Origin of the sequence: Enterobacter sp. ku-bf2 (assembly GCF_001742765.1) — a bacterium.
GTDB classification, from domain to species: Bacteria; Pseudomonadota; Gammaproteobacteria; order Enterobacterales; family Enterobacteriaceae; genus Enterobacter; species Enterobacter quasiroggenkampii.
In genome coordinates this window covers 63530-82642 of record NZ_MDVW01000003.1, presented here as the reverse complement: position 1 = coordinate 82642, position 19113 = coordinate 63530, and the positions used below count along the sequence as shown (strand labels likewise).

General features: G+C 57.8%; 13 protein-coding genes. 4 read left to right on the top strand and 9 right to left on the bottom strand.

The genetic code is table 11. From position 1 onward, the window contains the following. Window positions 1-75: 75 nt before the first annotated feature. Window positions 76-1770 carry a nitrate/nitrite two-component system sensor histidine kinase NarQ gene (gene narQ / locus BFG58_RS09855; protein ID WP_069719758.1) on the bottom strand — a complete coding sequence of 565 codons (1695 nt, stop codon included), beginning with the start codon at window positions 1768-1770 and terminating at the stop codon, window positions 76-78. 152 nt (window positions 1771-1922) lie between these two features. Between narQ and aegA the strand changes: the two genes are divergently transcribed. The 3 genes from aegA (at window position 1923) to BFG58_RS09840 (ending at window position 5707) form a co-directional block, all read left to right on the top strand. After that, the gene (gene aegA / locus BFG58_RS09850) at window positions 1923-3902 is read left to right on the top strand and encodes a formate-dependent uric acid utilization protein AegA (protein ID WP_069719744.1); all 1980 of its coding nucleotides are present in this window, start codon (window positions 1923-1925) and stop codon (window positions 3900-3902) included. Window positions 3903-3968: 66 nt separating this feature from the next. Further along, the gene (nudK, locus tag BFG58_RS09845; RefSeq protein ID WP_048029618.1) at window positions 3969-4562 is read left to right on the top strand and encodes a GDP-mannose pyrophosphatase NudK; all 594 of its coding nucleotides are present in this window, start codon (window positions 3969-3971) and stop codon (window positions 4560-4562) included. A gap of 101 nt (window positions 4563-4663) precedes the next feature. Then, window positions 4664-5707: a DUF1176 domain-containing protein gene (locus tag BFG58_RS09840; protein ID WP_069719743.1), complete on the top strand. Its 1044-nt coding sequence runs from the start codon at window positions 4664-4666 to the stop codon at window positions 5705-5707. A 153-nt stretch (window positions 5708-5860) separates the two neighbouring features. On the opposite strand, the gene ygjK is transcribed toward BFG58_RS09840, so the two are convergent. The 6 genes from ygjK to ebgR all read right to left on the bottom strand — a co-directional run bounded on the left by ygjK (window position 5861) and on the right by ebgR (window position 15470). Further along, window positions 5861-8206: an alpha-glucosidase gene (gene ygjK, locus BFG58_RS09835; protein ID WP_069719742.1), complete on the bottom strand. Its 2346-nt coding sequence runs from the start codon at window positions 8204-8206 to the stop codon at window positions 5861-5863. A 14-nt stretch (window positions 8207-8220) separates the two neighbouring features. Next, window positions 8221-9279 (bottom strand): protein YgjJ, encoded by a 1059-nt coding sequence (gene ygjJ / locus BFG58_RS09830; protein WP_069719741.1) that lies wholly within the window; start codon window positions 9277-9279, stop codon window positions 8221-8223. A 38-nt stretch (window positions 9280-9317) separates the two neighbouring features. Next, a complete protein-coding gene (locus BFG58_RS09825; RefSeq protein WP_069719740.1) occupies window positions 9318-10754 on the bottom strand; it encodes an amino acid permease in 1437 nt (478 codons plus the stop codon). 56 nt (window positions 10755-10810) lie between these two features. Then, window positions 10811-11260: a beta-galactosidase subunit beta gene (locus tag BFG58_RS09820; protein ID WP_063622229.1), complete on the bottom strand. Its 450-nt coding sequence runs from the start codon at window positions 11258-11260 to the stop codon at window positions 10811-10813. Continuing rightward, on the bottom strand, window positions 11257-14340 hold the full coding sequence (gene ebgA / locus BFG58_RS09815; RefSeq protein WP_069719739.1) for a beta-galactosidase subunit alpha: 3084 nt from the start codon (window positions 14338-14340) through the stop codon (window positions 11257-11259). The genes BFG58_RS09820 and ebgA overlap by 4 nt, the downstream gene beginning before the upstream one ends. Before the next feature lie 146 nt (window positions 14341-14486). Beyond that, the gene (gene ebgR, locus BFG58_RS09810; RefSeq protein WP_069719738.1) at window positions 14487-15470 is read right to left on the bottom strand and encodes a transcriptional regulator EbgR; all 984 of its coding nucleotides are present in this window, start codon (window positions 15468-15470) and stop codon (window positions 14487-14489) included. Between the two features lie 138 nt (window positions 15471-15608). Between ebgR and BFG58_RS09805 the strand changes: the two genes are divergently transcribed. Beyond that, window positions 15609-15941 (top strand): tRNA-binding protein, encoded by a 333-nt coding sequence (locus BFG58_RS09805; RefSeq protein ID WP_063622226.1) that lies wholly within the window; start codon window positions 15609-15611, stop codon window positions 15939-15941. 73 nt (window positions 15942-16014) lie between these two features. Here BFG58_RS09805 and tkt read toward each other — a convergent pair whose 3' ends face one another. Together tkt and tal are read right to left on the bottom strand one after the other, a co-directional pair. Further along, a complete protein-coding gene (tkt, locus tag BFG58_RS09800) occupies window positions 16015-18003 on the bottom strand; it encodes a transketolase (protein ID WP_069719737.1) in 1989 nt (662 codons plus the stop codon). 19 nt (window positions 18004-18022) lie between these two features. Next, window positions 18023-18973: a transaldolase gene (gene tal / locus BFG58_RS09795; RefSeq protein WP_045909457.1), complete on the bottom strand. Its 951-nt coding sequence runs from the start codon at window positions 18971-18973 to the stop codon at window positions 18023-18025. Window positions 18974-19113: the final 140 nt, after the last annotated feature.

Below are 19113 nucleotides of genomic sequence, written 5' to 3'. Positions count from 1 at the left end.
CCAGGTCAAACGTGGAGAAATAAAGGAGATAGTGTAAATTATCATGCGCTTTTCCCTGCGCTTCCCTCTTTACCGTTATTTACCCGTTAACGGCAAAGGCGCCGGGAACGTCACGCTGACCAGCGTGCCGCCGTTTTGCGGCTGCGAGAAGTGCAGCACTCCTCCAAGCCGCTGCGCGCGTTCGCGCATGATGTTCAGCCCGTAATGTCCCGGCGGCTCGCTGGCTTCGCCAATCCCGATGCCGTTGTCGCGAATGCTGACGCTGTGTGTACCGTCCGCTGCAGTCACGCAGCTGACGGTGATTTCGCTCGCCTGCGCGTGCTTAATGGCGTTCAGCACCGCCTCACGCACGATCTGCAGCAAATGCACCTGCTTTTGCGCGTCCAGCGCCAGCGAGGAGAGGCGGCAGTCGAGATGCAGTTTCGCCTCAGTCTGGCTCTGCAGCCCGTCGAGTGACTCCTGCAGCGCCGCGGGTAAATTCGCGTGGTTCAGCGTCAGGCGGAAGGTGGTCAGCAGCTCGCGAAGCTGCTGCCAGGCGTTGTTCAGCTCACGGGAGAAGTCGGTGATAATGGCCTGCGCTTGGGTATTTTCTTCCGGCACGGCGCGTTTGAGCAGCGCAAGCTGAATGCGCAGATACGACAGCACCTGCGCCAGCGAATCGTGCAGCTCGCGGGCAATGGTGGCGCGCTCTTCCATCAGCAGCAGCTGCTGGTAATGCTTTTGCGCCTGGTTAAAGTACAGACCGCGCCCGAGCATGGTCGCCACGCTTCTCATCAGCGGAAGGGGGACGCTGTCCGCCTCGCTTTGCCAGCGCAGCTCGCCGTAGAGCGTGTCCTGCATCAGTACCGGCAGGTTTTGCAGAGGGATACCCTCAGCCTCCGTCCCTTCACACAACCGCCAGTCGTCGCTGGTGCGCAGTTCCAGATAATTCATCTGCGTATAGTCATGGACAATCTGCAGGATATGCCGGAAACAGTGGCTGTCTATCTGGCCGGTATTGAGCGCCTGCGAGCACTTGAACAGCATGTCGAGCTGCTGGTGGGCTTCGTGCAGGTGCCGCGTCTTTTCCGCAACCGAGGCTTCGAGCGAACGGTAGAGCGTATCGAGCTCGGCTGACATGTGGTTAAAGGCGCGTGAAAGCTGGCCCAGCTCGTTCGGCAGGGCGCTATCCGGCGCAGGAGTGGCAAATTCGCCGCGCTCAATGCGTTCGCTGGCCGCCACCAGGTTATTCAGCGGCAGCACCACCTGACGACGGATGCGTCGCAGGGTAAACAGCGTCAGCAGCAGGATCCCGAGTGCGCCAGCCAGCGAGAGCAGGGTGACCGTCTGAATTTTATGTTCGGTGTAGTGCTGGAGGGCGAGCACAAAGGCATCAATGCGGCCGACAAAATCTTCAATATTGCGTTGATACCACGCGCTGTCGCCGCGGGCGATATGCGCATCCATCTCCTGCCAGGCCACATGCAGCTGCTGATAGCGTGCTTTCACATTGTCCGGGACGTACCAGCGGTTCAGCTTCTGCAGGGCAGGCGCGCCGAGCGTCTGTTGCCAGCTCTCGCGATGTGCCGAAAGGGACGGGCTGTTGCGCTGCATCTCGTAGCCCAGACGATAGCTCTGCATGCGCAGTGAGCCAGCGATGTTGATGGCTTCGGCATCGCGCTGGCTGCTGGCCAGCGTCAGCAACGCGACGGTGCTGCTGAGTACGGATAGGGCAATGATCGAAAAGAAAGCCCAGGCAAGGCTTCCGGAAACGGGTCGTTTAACGGTCACAGAACGGCTCTCTGAATAAAATTGATCTGCCACAGGTTCACTGGAAATAATTGGGCGCTTCAGGCATTTGAACATTGCCCGAACGCACCGTGATGCGTAAATACCATACTCTTATAAAGAGAAAGGTTATTGAACCAAAAACAGGTGTGGTTATGAATCGTTTTATTATGGCTAACAGCCAGCAGTGCATTGGGTGTCGCGCCTGCGAAGTCGCCTGCGTGATGGCGCACAACGATGAGCAGCATGCCCTGAGCGAGCGCCATTTTCATCCCCGTATCACGGTCCTGAGATCCGGCGAGAAGAGCCACCCCGTGACCTGTCATCATTGCGAAAATGCACCCTGCGCGCAAAGCTGCCCGAACGGCGCCATCAGCAAATGCGATGACAGCGTACAGGTGAATCAACAAAAATGCATCGGCTGTAAGGCCTGCGCGGTGGCCTGCCCGTTTGGCACGATGGAGATTATTGTCACTCCGCTCAACAATGGCAGCGTGAAGGCCTCGGCGAATAAATGCGATCTCTGCCTGACGCGTCCACACGGCCCGGCCTGTATCGAAAATTGCCCCGCAGATGTCCTCTCCCTGGCGACGCCTGCCGTGCTGGATAATCTGGCGAAATCGCGCCGACAGCGCACGGCCTGCCTGGAGGCGCAACCCTGGCATGGTGCTGAGGCCGTCAGCGTAGACGCGCCGCGTACCAAACTGCAGCAGATGCAGGCGACGGCGCCCCGCGGCGAGCCCGATAAGCTGGCTGCCGCCGAACGCGTGAGCCATTTTAGCGAAATTTACCTGCCGTTCCGGGCCGAACAGGCCGCCCGCGAGGCGTCGCGCTGCCTGAAGTGCGGCGAGCACAGCATTTGCGAATGGACCTGCCCGCTGCACAACCACATTCCGCAGTGGATTGAGCGCCTCAACGCGGGGGATATCACCGGCGCGGCTGAGCTTTCTCATCAGACCAACTGTTTACCTGAAATTACCGGCCGCGTCTGTCCGCAGGACCGGCTATGCGAGGGTGCCTGCACGCTGCGTGAAGCGGCGGGCGGCGTGACCATCGGCAACATTGAGCGTTATATCGCCGATCGGGCGCTGGCGATGGGCTGGCGGCCGGATATGTCCTCCGTCACGCCGTCAGGTAAACGTGTCGCGATTGTCGGCGCGGGGCCCGCCGGGCTGGCGTGCGCCGACGTGCTGGCGCGCCACGGCGTGAGCGTGACGGTCTATGACCGGCATCCGGAGATCGGCGGTTTGCTGACCTTTGGCATCCCGGCATTTAAGCTCGACAAATCGCTGCTCGCGCGGCGCAGAGAGATATTTACCGCGATGGGGATCCGCTTCGAGCTGAACTGTGAGGTGGGCCAGGACGTGTCGATGTCACAGCTAAAGCACGATTACGACGCCCTGTTTATTGGGGTGGGAACCTATCGTTCGATGAAGGCGGGTATCCCGAACGAGGACGCGCCAGGGGTCTACGACGCGCTGCCTTTCCTGGTGGGCAACACGCGGCATGTTATGGGGCTGGAGGCGACGGCCAGCGAACCGTTCATCGACACCCGTGGCCTGAACGTGGTGGTGCTGGGCGGAGGCGACACCGCGATGGACTGCGTCCGCACTGCGTTACGTCACGGGGCGGCAAACGTCACCTGCGCCTATCGTCGGGATGAGGCCAACATGCCAGGCTCGAAGAAAGAGGTGAAGAACGCCAGAGAAGAGGGGGCCGCGTTTGAGTTTAACGTTCAGCCGGTTGAGCTGACGCTGGATCCGAACGGTAAGGTCAACGGTATCCGGATGCTGCGAACCGTGCTCGGTGAACCGGATGCGCAGGGACGGCGTCGGCCCGTTCCGGTGGCGGGCAGCGAGTTTGTGATGGCTGCGGATGCGGTCATCATGGCGTTTGGTTTTAATCCTCACGCGATGCCCTGGCTGCAGGCGCAGGGGGTTGAAACGGACGACTGGGGACGGATCGTGGCCTCGGTCGAAAGCCGCTACCGTTACCAGACGACCAACCCGCAGATCTTCGCCGGGGGCGATGCGGTACGCGGCGCGGATCTGGTGGTGACCGCGATGGCGGAAGGACGTCATGCCGCGCAAGGGATACTCGACTGGCTGGGAGGTAATGCGCCACAGCATCATTAATCCGGCGGGCGACAAAGCGGGATTCACGGCGTAGTATAGGACGACTCATTGTGTCGTGGAGCCCGTATGACCCTGAAAATAGACGTTATCAAAGACAAAATTCTCTCTGAAAACTACTTTGTCCTGCGTAACATCACCTACGATCTGACGCGTAACAACGGTGAAGTGATCCGCCACAGGCGCGAGGTCTACGACCGCGGCAACGGGGCAACTATCCTGCTCTATAATCGTGAAAAGCAGAGCGTGGTGCTGATCCGCCAGTTCAGGGTGGCAACATGGGTCAATGGCAACCCGGACGGACGTCTGATTGAAACCTGCGCGGGCCTGCTCGATGACGATGAGCCGGAAGTCTGCATCCGCAAAGAGGCCGTCGAAGAGACCGGCTTCGAAGTGGGCGAGGTCAAAAAGGTTTTCGAGCTGTTTATGTCGCCGGGCGGCGTGACGGAAATCGTCCATTTCTTCATCGCGGAATACAGCGACGCGCAGCGCACTCACCGGGGCGGCGGCGTAGAGGATGAAGATATCGAAGTGCTGGAGCTTCCTTTTGCCCGGGCGCTGGAGATGGTGCGTTCAGGCGAAATCAGGGATGGTAAGGCGGTGATATTACTGCAGTATTTACAGACTACCGGGCTGATGAATACCCCTTTCGAACGGATATAGCCTGTTTTTCGGGTATATCTGATAAATCCGATTGAGCAACCCCGGCGGGAACACGAAGATACTGCCCAGTTACGCGTTTTCGTTCCGGGATTGTGCCATTCATGCGCTACAGCGTCTTTTTATTTTCCCTGTTTTATGTGCTCCTCGCGCCGCAGGTGCGGGCTGCACCCGCGCAGCAAGCCTTTTCTGACTGGCAGGTGACCTGCAATAACCAGAACTTTTGCCTTGCCCGCAACACGGGCGAACACCGTGGTCTGGTCATGACGCTCACCCGAAGCGCCGGGGCGAAAACGGATGCCACGTTGCGTATCGATCTTGGCGGGCTTGATACGCCTTCCGTGAAAGAGCCTGAGATTGCCCCCCGACTGCTGCTGGATAATGTTCCCCTGAAGCTGGACAAACAGCGCTGGCAACTCACGCCCTGGCATCTGAAAACGGACGATGCGGCCACCATCACCGCCTTTCTGAAAAATATCCAGGAAGGGAAGGCCCTGACCCTTCGCGGCGGTAAGCAGGTGATTTCTCTGAGCGGTCTGAAAGCCGCGCTGCTGTTCATTGATGCGCAGCAAAAGCGCGTGGGCAGTGAAACCGCGTGGATCAGAAAAGGTGACGATCCGCCGTTAAGCGTACCGCCCGCACCCGCCCTGAAAAAGGTGGCGACCGTTAATCCTACCCCAACACCGCTTTCCCATGCCGAACTGAACGACCTGCTGGATTATGGCACCGGCAGGATGAACAGCAGCCAGTGCTCGCTGGATCCTAACCGCCGGGAAGTGCGCGTCACCGCGTTGACCGATGACAAGGCGCTGCTGATCGTCAGCTGCGAGGCGGGGGCCTATAACACCGTCGATCTGGCGTGGCTGGTGTCACGTAAGAAACCGTTCTCTGCCCGCAGCGTCAGGCTGCGTCTGCCGTTTACGCCGTCAAGCGACAGCAGCGAAATAGAGTTGATGAACGCCAGCTTTGATGAGAAGACGCGCGAGCTGACCACGCTCTCGCTGGGGCGCGGTATGGGCGACTGTGGGTTCCAGACGCGCTGGCGGTTTGACGGCCAGCGTTTCCGCCTGGTGCGTTATGCTGAGGAACCCAGCTGCGATAACTGGAACGGGCCAGACGCCTGGCCCACGCTGTGGATCACGCGGTAGCTTTTAGCCGGGTGGCGGCTTCGCCTTACCCGGCCGACAAAAAAACGAGCCGTAGGCCGGGTAAGCGATAGCGCCACCCGGCAGGCAGACCGCACGACAGAAACGTAGGCTGGGTAAGCGACTGCGCCACCCGGCAAAGCAGACAGCTCCCCGTTACTGTTTACGGAAAAAGTCGTTATACAGCATATAAAGATGCGCCGCGCTCCAGGAGAAGTTAGGCGCGCCCTGCTGCGCGCCGGTCAGCGGGTTGTAGTTTTCCTGAATCGGGCCGTCGGACGTTAACCCCTTCGCGTGCTTAAAGAAGTTTTCTGCCAGCGTTTGAGCCTGCTCACGGTAACCATAGCGTTCCATCCCTTTCAGGCCAAACCAGAACTGGTCGACCCACACCCGGCCTCGCCAGTAGATATCCGGACCAAATGCCGGGTTGGTGAGCGCGGCAGTCCCGAGCGGCACATAGGTATTGAACTCTTTCGGATCCAGCATCACCTTCACCACGGCATCCGCATGCGCCTGCGTTGCCGCACCGTTAAACAGTGGCGACCAGCCTTCCGACCCTTTACCGCGCTCGACGATAGGCTTGCCTGCGCAGCCGTTCGCCAGCGGTTTATCCTCGATACGGATGTCATAGTAAAAACCGCTCTTCGCGTCGAACATGCAGGTATTGATGTAAGTCGCGAGCTTATCCGCCAGCTGGCGATAGCGGCTGGCCTCCTGCTCTTTACCCAGCAGGCTCGCCATTTGCGCCAGATAGTGATTGTCGCTGTACATGTAGCTCGCCTGATCGACGGACTCCTGCAGCAGCGAATAGCCCAGCAGCTTGCCCTCGTTATCGCGGTTTTCGGCAAATTTCACCGTCCAGTCGCTGCGCTTGCCGCCGTTTTCAACGTATTTATCCAGCTGGGCCTTATCGATAAAACCGAAGACGGCGGCATCATCGCGGCCTGACTCCCACGAGGCTGCAACCTGCGCCGGGATCTCCAGACTGTCGTAATGGCCCTTGTCGATCACCCGGGCATAGTTGTTCAGGCCGGAAAGCGATTCCTCTTTATCGCCTTTTTTGACCGTAAAGAGCATCTCCCCGCTGGCGGTGTTATGGGCTTTGTCACGCGTCGCGCCGTACTCCGGCACACCGTTGCCGTTATGGTCGCGGTTGCGCAGCCACCAGTCGTGGTAAGCCACCAGTTTAGGGTACATTTCCGCCAGCCAGGCTTTATCCTGCGTGGTGTTATACACCTCCATCACCGACCACGCAGCCAGGCTTGGTTTAGTATTGCGCTCATTCCAGTTACCGCCGTCGCCGCCGCGTTCCGGGTTCAGGTTCCAGGCGATGAGATCCGGCACAAAGCCGGCATCCTGCGGGCGTACCGGATCGTCGGGTTTGATTTGCCAGGAGAAGACCGCGCGAATGTTCTCTTTGGCGATATCCGGGTTGAAATGCGACATGGCAAACGCCTGTTTCCAGGTATCCCACGGCCAGGTCTGGTTGCCGGAGAACCACCGTCCGGTGACGGATGGCGTCACCGTGTTATAGCGCACCGCGCCGCCGGCCGAACGCCAGTTGCCGTTCAGCGTCTCGATGGCCTTCACCGCCACGCGCGTTTGCTCTGGGGTCGCATCAGGGTTGGTCAACCCTTTCTGCAAATAGCCTTCCCAGCGCCGTTGCGAGGCCGCCATATAGGCTGCCGGGCGTGCCAGAATATCGCGGATCTGCACCTGCTCGCGCTTCACCTCTTCGGCATTCAGCAGATGGGAGTAGGTGGTATACAGCGTGGTGCTGCCGGTAACGTGCGCCCGGCTGGTAAAGCGATGCCCGTCGATGGTGGTGTCAACGGGGAGGGATTTATGAACCTGATATTCGGAACTGCCGGAGGTCAGCAGATCCCAGGTGGAGCGCACTTTGCCAAAAGTCACTTTCAGGCCGTCACGTGTGGGGACCAGCCTGCGCTGATAGTCTGGATACGCGGCGTCGATAGTCTTATCCGACAGCGGTTTGCCCTCTTTGGCCTCCAGTTTTTCCAGCAGTTCGCCGTCCCACACCAGCTCGAGTGGTGCCTTGCTGGTGATGCGGGTCTCCAGCAGCGAGGTGCGCGCGGTGGCAAAGCGCAGCGTCATCGCGATCTGCACATCTTTCGCGTTCAGCTTCTGCACCAGCGCGCCGGGAAGGCTGTAAGCCTCAAGGGTAAAATCGACTTTTTTGCCGTTCTGATACACGCTCAGGCGATCGAAATTGGTCGCCATAAAGTTGATGTACTCTTCGGTGAGCAGCGCTACGCCGGGAAATCCTCCCTGGGTCTGCGGCCCGTTCGGCAGCAAATGACCATGCCAGGCACCCAAATCGAAAAAGGGATTAAACCGCTGGTGGTCGTCAGCGTCGAAATCGTGCATATATTCCGGCGCACCGGAACGGTTGATGACGTTTTTAAAATCAGCAGGGGTGGCGGCGTGAGCCGAAAAGCTGATCGCCAGCGCGCAGGCCAGCGGTGTAAGGCTGAGTTTCATATTGGAAGATCCTTTTACCAGTAGAAATATTGCATCAGGAAGAGCTGATCGCTCGGGTCGCCGGAGGCATTTTTCATATAGAAGCGGCTGTCGGCTGCGGTGGCAAAGCGTCCACCGCCGTACTCATACCAGATGCCGAACTGCATAAATGAGGTTGTTTCATCGGCGGCATTGTCCGGGCGGTGCTTTGCATAGCTGTAAGCGGTGGAGAGATAGACACCTTTTAACGCTTCAACCATGGCGCTGACCATATAGCCAGTTTCAGTCCCGGAGACGCCCTTGCCGCTGGCGCGTCCGGTGTGATGCCAGGCGCGCGCCGCCAGATTGGGCGACAGAATGCCGGTCAGGAAAAGTTGTCCCGTGCCGTCGGTGACCTCAAGTCCGTTCATCCAGGTGACATCTTTGACGATGTCATACTGGATATAGCCGTTGGCCATTGCCGGATAGGTATACTTATCGTCATAGCGATCGTATTTACCAAAATGCAGCCAGGCTTTGCTTTCGTCATGGTGCCCCGCAGGCGTGGCGGTGACGCTATAGCGCAGGTTCCCGGAGAGGTTCTGCACCTTCAGCGCGTACATAATGTCGCGGGTGTTGGGGATCACGTAGCCCAGATCGGGCGTGAAATCTCCCCACCACTGCAGGTCATCAAGCGATGAGTCCTGACGCAGGCTGAGCATGATTTCGGTGTTGCTGTCGGTCTTGTAGCCGCCGTACAAGCGGTTAAGCCCACCTTCAAATCCGCCCCAGCTGTGATCGGGCACCCAGGCATTACCCTGATGGTCAGCCTGTACGGTCCAGCCCTCGCCGTAAATCAGGCCGAACCAGTGTCCTTGCTTCATTTCCAGACCGCCCTCAATATAGGTGCCGTCACTGTATTTATGTTTATTCTGACCTTCTAAATCCATATATCCGCCAACACCCAGTTCGCCATAAAAACGAAACGACGGAGAGGTAATTTCCGGGGTTCGGGTATCGTCATGTTCAGCGGGTCTGGCTTCTTCTGCGGCAAATACGGGGCAGCAGAAAGAGAGGGCAGCGAGTGCCCCAATTGTTTTCTCTTTAATTTTCATGCACTCATCCCAATGAGAGAATATCCATGCCTTTAGCGTTAGTGAAGATTTGAGGCAGGTGACGCTTCTGTTTGTTGTTGTTCTTTTGATAATCCCTTGACGTATTTGCTGTATTTCCACCAGGCAAATCCGAGGAATAACACAATGCCACCGACGTTATAGAAAATAATCGTCAGAATATTGGCACCGGTGGGGAAAGTTGAGGCCACAAAGCCGATGGCAAAAATCACAATCAGCATCGACACCACCACAATACCGGTGGTGCGCGAGCCCATTTGGAAGTCGCGCGGGAGATGATCGAGCTTACGACGCATGTTCAGGTAGGCCAGCATAATGAACAGCGGCGGCAGCATGGAGGCAGCAGCGGTCATATTGATGACGGTGTTCATTAGCTCCTGCGCGGTATTCGACCCCATGGTTGGGATAATCATGAGCGGAATGACGATCAAATACTGGATCCACGCCGCGCGCGCCGGAACGCCGTTCTCGTTCAGCGCCACGGTTTTTGGCCCAAAAATGCCGCTTGGGATCTCAGAGAAGAAGATTTTGACTGGCGTTGCCGTCCACATTAGCAGGGAGCCGAACATTGCGGTAAAGGAGACCAGGCCGACAAAGCGGTTCATCAGCACCTCCGGCAGGCCAAACCATACCGCCAGACCGTGGAACACCTGCACTGAGCCGCCGGTAAATTTCAGTTCTTTACTGCTGATGAAGACGTTAATCAGCACCGAAGAGATGGAGTAGAGCACGCCGATGAAAATGCCCGCCAGAATGATCACCTTCACGAAGGATTTTGAGCCTCCCTTAACGTCGTTAACGTATACCGCAACGGACTCTGCGCCCCCGGCAGCCATGAATATCCAGGTGGTGATGCCGAGGAAGGCCCAGTTGAAGTTGGGGATCATCGCGTCAACGGTAATCGGGTCGGCTGGCTGGACGCCGCCCACCAGCGCCCCGCCGGCCAGCAGAATGTAGGAGAGGGTGAGCAGCAGCATCAGCGTAGAGGTCACAGAGGTGATCGGCCCCAGCATTTTCGCCCCGTTGGTGGAGACCCAGGTCGAAAAGGCAAACAGCACCATGCTCAGTACTGTGGTGGCGAACGGCGTAAGAATGTACTCATACCCCAGAAAGGCGTAAGAGGCGTAGGCAATAACGCGCGGTAATAACGAGGTGAAGAAAAACAGGTTCACGAACCAGTAGGTGTAGGCGGTAATAAACGCCCATCGCCCGCCCAGCGAGCTTTTCACCCAGGCATACACGCCTGCTTCGGAGTTTTTATTCAGGGAGACAAATTCCGCGATAATCAGGCAGAAAGGAATGAAGTAGAACAGGGTGGCTAAAAAGAACATCGGCGCGGAGGCCAGCCCCAGCTCAATGTTGTTATTAATCACGTTGTTAAAACTGAATACGGCGGCAAACGTCAGCGACAGCAGGCCGAATTTGCCGATGGTATTACGTTTGGTAGTTTCAGACATAATCTTTCTCCGGGTACGAGGAGGAGGGCGGTGCTTCATTGGCACCGCTGGATTTTTTATTTGTTATGGAAATAGCCGTCTTCGATGGTCACATAGAGGACGACTTTTTTGGCCGGCGTTTCGCTGATAAAGCGATACGCCTCGTGGTTTTCACATATCACGATCTGTCCCTCGCGCACCTGTTCGGTTTGACCCACGCCTTTCAGGTATTCGCGGTCGGTTTCATCTCGGTAGCACTCCACAAGCTGAAGGGCATCTTTTGCGGCGTATTCAATTTTCTGCGCGCCCTGCAGGTAGTAATGCACCTCGAAATAGCGGCGATGGCCGACGAACAGCGCGTCAGTGCGGGTATCATTGGTCACGCGGTAGGCCAGAGAGTCGCCAATCGAGTGGGCAACGCCGGGCTGGATGTTGTCGATGTTATTAATGGCCTCTACGCAGCGCTGCCATTTACGGCCCGTGCGATAACGCTGCTGGAACTGTTCCAGGCTGTCGAGAACGATCATTTGTCTGCCTCGCTGTGCGAATTCATGGAGAAGAAACCGGTGCCGAACCGATGGCGCGCCAGCGCCTGCGCGGCGGTGTGTCCGCCTTCCAGCGGAAGCAGGGTGAAGCCGTAGCGGAACGGTCTGAACCAGACGCGCCAGGTATCCAGCACTTCGCTTCCCCAGGAGTTGGAGCCTAAGCCCAGTACCTGGTGGTCGAGATTGAGGGTAATGTCCTCGCCACGACGCAGTTCGTTGCAGTGCTGCGCAGCGTGGATGTTCTCTGCTGTGTAGCGCCAGGCGCTGAGGTGAATCGGCTGCTCAGGCACCACCAGCAGGCCGCTGCCGTGTCGGCTGGCAAGCGTTGCCCAGCGCACCTGTTGGCGGTTGCCGTTGTTCTGCGGGAACGGGTAGTTCTCAAACATCTCATCCACCGTGGTGTGCCACAGATCGACGGTGCTGGCCTGCTGGCTGTCCGGATAGTTCTCTCCGGGTCCGCGTCCGTAGTAGCTCACCTGGTCGAATTCCCCGTTGATGCCGAGGGTAAAGCCGATGCATGGGATAATGTGCGGATAATCACCGTAGCGTTCTCCGCTCAGCTCAACGTTGATTTGCCCGTCGGCGGCGATGCGCCAGCGATAGGTACAGCGCATGCCAAAATCAAATACCGGCGGAGCAATCAGCGTGCGGGTCGTAATGATGACCGCATCGTCCTGCTGCTCGATCTCAAATCCGCGCAGGTGCTCCTGCATAATCTGCAGGTGGTTGGGCTGCCACAGGCCCTCATACTCCTGCTTGTGGTTATCGATCGTCGGCTTGAAGAAATTAATCTTTGGCTCGCGGGTGAGGTTTTCCTCACCGTTAACCTGCCAGGAACAGAATTTCCCCGTCACTTTTGAGAACCGTGCGCGGAAGTTGTGCCCGGTCACGGTGCAGTTCAGGCGGTCTTCGTCCAGCAGCAGCGGCGTCGCATTGGGGTTAATAAACGGCGTGGCGTGAGCCGTACGCGCCTTTAGCGGGAACTGGTACACCGCGATCTCGTGCCCGGCTTCGCTGTAGCGCGTGCGGCTGTTTTTGCTGATACGCACGGTCAGGAACGTTTCGCGCTCGTCGGATTCCGGCAGCTCCAGGCGCAGGCTGCGCGCGCTGTTGGGGGCGAGGCCGGTGATTTGCAGCGGCTGGCTGTAGCGCGTTTCACCTTCTGCCCGCACCTCGACCAGCAGGGTGTAATCATCCAGGCTAGTGAACCAGAAGCGGTTTTCAACGCGCAGCTCGCCGTTCTGCCAGCGCAGTTTGACCGGGGCAATCACCTGCTTATATTCACGCAGCCCCGGACCCGGCGTTTGGTCGGAGTAGATCAGCCCGTCGAGGCAGAAGTTATAATTATTCGGGTAGTCGCCAAAGTCGCCGCCGTAGGCGTAATACGTATTGCCGCTGGCATCTTCCGCCTGAATGCCGTGGTCGCACCACTCCCAGACGTAGTGGCCCTGAATGCAGTCGTGGCGATCGAAGACGTTTTGATATTCCGTTAACCCGCCTGGGCCGTTGCCCATCGCATGGGCGTATTCGCAGATAATGCGCGGTTTGGCGTGGGGATATTCACCGAATAAATTCATCAGCGGCACGCGGGTGTACATGGTGGAGATGATATCCACCACCTCGGCATCGCGATCTTCTTCGTAATGCAGCAGGCGCGTGTCGTCCAGCGCCTTCGCGGCCCGGGCCATGGCGCGAATATTGCAGCCGTAGCCGGACTCGTTTCCAAGCGACCAGATGATGATTGAAGGGTGGTTTTTCTGGGCGTGAATATGGCGCTCGATGCGCTCAACGTACACCGGTTCCCATACCGGATCGTCCGTGATGCGGCTCAGGTCGCCGACGTTGGCAAAACCGTGGGATTCCACATCTGTCTCCGCCATCACGAACAGGCCGTAGAGGTCGCACAGCTCGTAGAAGCGCGGATCGTTGGGGTAGTGGGCAGTGCGTACCGAGTTGATGTTGTGCTGCTTCATCAGGATCAGGTCGCGCTCGACGCGATCCATGCCCACAGCGCGGCCCTTCAGGTGATCGTTGTCGTGACGGTTTACGCCGTGCAGCTTCAGGTAGCGGTTGTTCACGTAGAACAGACCGTCGCGTACCTTGATGTCGCGGAATCCGATGCGCTGCGGGATAACCTCCAGCGTCTGCCCGTACTCATCTTTTAGCGTTATCACCAGATGGTAGAGGTAGGGCGATTCTGCAGACCACTGCTCAGGCTGTTTGACCTCAATGCTAAAGGTCGTTTCCGCGCTGCGGGTCACGGTCAGGCCGTTGGTCATGCCCTGATGGAGCATCGTCTCGCCATCGTACAGGGCATACTCCATCGACACGGCTGAAGCCTGCGGGGCCAGGTTTTCCAGCTCAAGCTGGCAGAAGAGGGTGGCGTCTTTCCAGGCCTCGTCAAAGGTGGTTTTAATCGTGATGTCGCGCACGTGGGTCGGATTTTTGCCGATCAGATAAACGTCGCGGAAAATACCGGCCGTCCACCACATGTCCTGATCCTCAATGTAGGTCGAATCCGCCCACTGCAGCACCCGCACGCACAGCAGGTTTTGTCCGCTGCGCACCGCGTGGCTGATATCAAACTCGGCGGTCAGTCGACTGCCCTTGCTAAAGCCAATGTAGTGACCATTCACGTAGACTTCGTACCAGGTTTCGACGCCGTCAAACTTAATGAGGGTCTGCTTCCCCTGCCAGCCGTCCGATAGGGTGAAGTGGCGCTGGTACGCCCCGGTTGGGTTGTCTGCAGGTACCCACGGCACGTCTACCGGGAAGGGAAAGCCTTCATCGGTATACTGCAGCTCGCCGTGGCCTTCCATCTGCCACATGGCGGGTACGGTAATGTCGCCCCAGTCGGCCATGTATTCAGAGGTGAAGTTTTCCGGTACCAGAAGGGGATTGGTGAAAAAGCGAAAGTTCCACTTACCGCTCAGAGACAGAAAGTGGCTGCTGGCTTCGCGAGCAAAGGTGCGAGCCTGTGCGACGGTGTCGTAAGAGAAGAAGTATGCACGCGGCGCAAGCCGGTTCTCATGCATGAGTTGAATATTTTCCCAGCGATTCATGCGATCTCCCTGTTGGGGGTAAACATCATTGCTGGGAATTTTAGTAAATATTTTACTAAATAAAATCAGTGAAATTGATTTGCTTTAACTCGATCACGAAATAAAAAAATGCCGGGCATGCCCGGCATCGTGTAAAACGAGGGAGTTTAGCGGGTCGTGCCGCGCAGTTTCAGCACGCTCGGCACGAAAACCTGAAGCGGCAGCGTCCGGCCGTCGCGGGCTTTTTCCAGCAGCAGATTCACCCCCTGGCTGCCCATCATTTCCGAGTGGATACGTACGGTCGAGAGCGGTGGAAAGGTGAAGCGGGCGGTCGGGATATCGTTGACGCTGATGAGCGAAATATCCTCCGGGATAGCCAGCCCTTTTTCGTGGATAGCGCGCAATACGCCGATGGCAATGGAATCCGATGCCACAAACAGCGCAGTGGGCCAACTGTCCCGGGCCAGCATGGTTTTTGCCAGTTCGTATCCGGATGAGCTGGAAAAACCGCCGCGCCAGATATCCTCTTCTGACACCACTCCTTTCAGGCGGCCATACTCCACGAAAGCGGCTTCGCGGATATCGGCTTTGCCGGGCTCATCTTCCCCACCGATAAAGCCGATGCGCTTAACATCCTGACGAATAAAGAAATCAACGATCTGCTTGCTGATGCGGGAGAGATCAATGTCAACGGAATCGTACTCGCTGCCGGGCTCGTGGAAATCGATAAAGCAGACGTTGTCCGTCAGGGCCATCGCGGTACGACGAATGGCTGAGGCAGGCTTGCCCACAATCAGTACGCCGGTGAGTTTTTTAATCTCAGGCAGGGTAGCATTGGCGTAACAGTTGCTCAGTTCGACGCCCAGCTTTTCACACTGCGTCTCAATGCCGTGGCGGATGGCAAGGTAGTAAGGGTCGTTAATCTCCAGCTCTTGCTGGTAGCTGTAGAGCGCCAGAATGTGTTGCTGACCCACCGCGGCAGACTGCATTTTGCGGGACGTGGTACTCTTATATTCCAGCTTTTCAGCAATCTCCAGAATGCGGTGTTTGGTCTCTTCTTTTACGTTCAACGTTGGGTCATCGTTTAAAACCCGGGATACCGTCGCCAGCGAAACGCCAGCCTCCGTCGCGATGTCTTTGAGCGTAGCCATGTTTGTCCTTATTCCCCACGTGATAACCCATTGTAAAGGATGGGGCAGGACATGCATCAGTTTTTACTAAATATCCTGCCCATTGCTTCCGATAAATGCTGTGCTAGTATTTAGTAAAATTTTACCTGGAGGGAAAGAATGGATACCGTAGCTTACGATGATTTTGCAAAGCTGGAGATCCGCGTGGGGACGATTGTGAACGTTAAGCGCCACGCCAACGCAGATAAACTCTACATCGCCCAGATTGATGTGGGGGGAAGAACGCTGCAAACCGTCACCAGCCTGGTGCCGTATTACCGGGAAGAGGAGCTCATGGGAAAAACGGTGGTGGTGCTGTGTAACCTGGCGAAAGCGAAGATGCGCGGCGAAACGTCTGAATGCATGTTGCTCTGCGCGGAAACCGATGACGCCAGCGAAAGCGTGTTGTTAACGCCGGAGCGGGCGATGGCGGCAGGGGTTCGGGTGGTATAAAAAAGGGTGGCAATGCCACCCGATTTTTTGTAGGCCGGGTAAGCGACAGCGCCACCCGGCAACGCAGGCCGCACTACAGCACGCTCAGCGCCTTCTCCACCACGTTCTCAACCGTAAAGCCGAAGTACGGGAACAGCTTATCGGCAGGGGCGGACTCACCGTAGCCCCGCATGCCCACTATCGCTCCTTTGAGCCCGACATACTTGTACCAGTAGTCGGCAATACCGGCCTCCACCGCCACGCGCGCCGTGACGCTGGACGGCAGGACCGATTCCCGGTACGCCTCGTCCTGGGCGTCAAAGATATCCGTGGAAGGCAGGGAGACGACCCGCACCGCGTGGCCCTCGGCGGTCAGTTTCTCCGCCGCTTTCACCGTGATTTCCACCTCTGAACCGGTCGCAATCAGGATCACGTCCGGCTTGCCGCCGCTGTCTTTCAGGATATAGCCGCCGCGAGCGATGTTTTTCACCTGCTCTGGCGTGCGCTCTATCTGCGCCAGATTCTGGCGTGACAGGATCAGCGCCGTCGGGCCGTTATGGCGTTCTACCGCCAGCTTCCAGCCCACCGCCGCTTCGACCTGATCGCATGGGCGCCAGGTGCTGAAGTTGGGCGTTAAACGCAGGCTCGCCAGCTGTTCCACCGCCTGGTGGGTGGGGCCGTCTTCTCCCAGACCGATGGAGTCGTGGGTATAGACCATAATCTGCCGCGCCTTCATCAGCGCTGCCATGCGCGCCGCGTTACGGGCGTACTCGACGAACATCAGGAAGGTGGCGGTGTAGGGCACGAAGCCGCCGTGATGAGCGATGCCGTTGGCGATCGCGGTCATCCCGAACTCACGCACGCCGTAGTGGATATAGTTCCCGGCAATGTCCTCTTTCAGCGATTTCGAGCCCGACCAGATGGTCAGGTTACTCGGCGCCAGATCCGCCGAGCCGCCCAGCAGTTCAGGGAGAAGAGGGCCAATCGCATTCAGGGTGTTTTGCGACGCCTTACGGGTGGCGATTTTTGCCGGGTTGGATTGCAGGTTTTCAATCAGCGCCTGAGTTTTATCGTCCCAGTCCTCCGGCAGACCGCCGCTCATGCGGCGGGAAAACTCGGCGGCCAGATCCGGGTGCGCTTTTTTGTAGGCGGCAAATTTCTCGTTCCAGGCGTGCTGGGCTTTTTCACCCGCTTCACGGGCATCCCATGCTCTGTAGATCTCTTTCGGGATTTCAAATGGTGGGTATTTCCAGCCCAGCTTCTGGCGGGTCAGCGCCACTTCTTCGTCACCCAGCGCCGCGCCGTGCGCCTCTTCTTTGCCCGCCTTGTTCGGTGAGCCGAAGCCGATAACCGTGCGGCAGATAATCAGGGACGGTTTGTCCTTCACGCTCTGCGCTTCCTGAATCGCTTTTTTCACCGCCTCAGGATCGTGGCCGTCGATCTCGTGCACCACGTGCCAGTGGTAGGCCTCGAAGCGTTTTGCCGTGTCGTCAGTGAACCAGCCTTCGGTTTCCCCGTCGATGGAGATGCCGTTGTAATCGTAGAACCCGATCAGCTTGCCCAGCCCCAGGGTGCCCGCCAGGGAGCAAACCTCGTGGGAGATCCCCTCCATCAGACAGCCGTCACCCATAAACACGTAGGTGTAGTGATCGACAATCTCGTGGTCCGGCTGGTTGAACTGTGCCGCCAGGGTACGCTCGGCAATCGCCAGCCCGACCGCATTTGCCAGCCCCTGACCGAGCGGCCCGGTGGTGGTCTCCACGCCCGGCGTATAGCCGATCTCCGGGTGTCCCGGGGTTTTGGAGTGCAGCTGGCGGAAGTTTTTCAGCTCCTCAAGCGGCAGATCGTAGCCGGAAAGGTGCAGCAGGCTGTAGAGCAGCATCGAGGCGTGACCGTTGGAGAGAATAAAGCGGTCGCGATCGTACCAGGTGGGGTCATTCGGGTTGTGCTTCAGGAAGTCGTTCCACAGCACTTCGGCAATATCGGCCATGCCCATCGGTGCGCCGGGGTGGCCGGAATTGGCTTTCTGCACGGCATCCATGCTGAGGGCGCGGATGGCATTGGCGAGCTCTTTACGGGACATAGTTCACTCCGTGGCAAGGTTAAAGTTTGGCGGCGAGAAGGTCTTCAAGTTTGCGCTGGTCGACGGCGAACAGGCGGATACCTTCCGCCAGTTTTTCCACAGCCATCGCGTCCTGGTTGTGCTCCCAGCGGAACTCCGCTTCGGTCATGGCTTTCGGTTTTGGCAGAACGGTAGAGGTTGGCACCAGCTTGCGGATCACCGTCTCTTCTTTGTCCTGTAGTTCTTTGAGCAGGTTAGGGGAGATGGTCAGGCGGTCGCAGCCTGCCAGGGCAAGGATCTGCTCGGTACGGCGGAAGCTGGCCCCCATCACGATGGTTTCGTAGCGATGCTGCTTGTAGTAGTCGTAAATATTGCGCACCGATTTCACCCCCGGGTCCTCATCCACCACGTATGGATCCATCGGCTGTTTCGCCTGGTACCAGTCGTAGATGCGGCCTACAAACGGTGACACCAGGAACACGCCCGCTTCGGCACAAGCGCGCGCCTGGGCAAAGGAGAACAACAGCGTCAGGTTGCAGTGTATCCCCTCTTTTTCCAGCACCTCTGCGGCGCGGATGCCTTCCCAGGTCGACGCCAGCTTGATCAGAATGCGTGATTTATCGATCCCCTGCTCCTGGTAGAGTTCCACCAGACGACGCGCTTTATTAATGCTCTTTTCTTTATCGAACGAGAGGCGGGCGTCGACTTCGGTCGAGACGCGGCCCGGAATGCTTTTAAGAATTTCCGCACCAAAATTAACCGCCAGCTTGTCGCTGGCTTCGGCGACCTGCTGCTCCTGCGTTTTCCCGCGCTGCTTACCGTAGGCAATGGCGTCATCAATCAGATGACTAAAATGGGCAAGCCCGGCTGCCTTGAGCAGTAGCGAAGGGTTAGTGGTCGCATCCTCCGGCTGGTAGTGACGAATCGACTCGATATCGCCGCTGTCGGCGACCACGGTGGTGAATTGTTTGATGCCGTCTAGCTGGTTCATAAATGATTACTCCTTGGAAATAAAAGAGTTAGATGAGTGCGTTAGTTCACACTTCTGGAAAAATCATGATGGACTTAACAAAAAAGCATAGCAGACGGGGGAGGCATTGCTTTTGAGACGGGTAACATGGCTGTTATAAA

Bases quoted from the DNA above. Each gene is read 5' to 3' on its own strand.
- aegA (WP_069719744.1), top strand. From the start codon at position 1,923: ATGAATCGTTTTATTATGGCTAACAGCCAGCAGTGCATTGGGTGTCGC.
- nudK (WP_048029618.1), top strand. From the start codon at position 3,969: ATGACCCTGAAAATAGACGTTATCAAAGACAAAATTCTCTCTGAAAAC.
- BFG58_RS09840 (WP_069719743.1), top strand. From the start codon at position 4,664: ATGCGCTACAGCGTCTTTTTATTTTCCCTGTTTTATGTGCTCCTCGCG.
- ygjK (WP_069719742.1), bottom strand. From the start codon at position 8,206: ATGAAACTCAGCCTTACACCGCTGGCCTGCGCGCTGGCGATCAGCTTT.
- ygjJ (WP_069719741.1), bottom strand. From the start codon at position 9,279: ATGAAAATTAAAGAGAAAACAATTGGGGCACTCGCTGCCCTCTCTTTC.
- BFG58_RS09825 (WP_069719740.1), bottom strand. From the start codon at position 10,754: ATGTCTGAAACTACCAAACGTAATACCATCGGCAAATTCGGCCTGCTG.
- BFG58_RS09820 (WP_063622229.1), bottom strand. From the start codon at position 11,260: ATGATCGTTCTCGACAGCCTGGAACAGTTCCAGCAGCGTTATCGCACG.
- ebgA (WP_069719739.1), bottom strand. From the start codon at position 14,340: ATGAATCGCTGGGAAAATATTCAACTCATGCATGAGAACCGGCTTGCG.
- ebgR (WP_069719738.1), bottom strand. From the start codon at position 15,470: ATGGCTACGCTCAAAGACATCGCGACGGAGGCTGGCGTTTCGCTGGCG.
- BFG58_RS09805 (WP_063622226.1), top strand. From the start codon at position 15,609: ATGGATACCGTAGCTTACGATGATTTTGCAAAGCTGGAGATCCGCGTG.
- tkt (WP_069719737.1), bottom strand. From the start codon at position 18,003: ATGTCCCGTAAAGAGCTCGCCAATGCCATCCGCGCCCTCAGCATGGAT.
- tal (WP_045909457.1), bottom strand. From the start codon at position 18,973: ATGAACCAGCTAGACGGCATCAAACAATTCACCACCGTGGTCGCCGAC.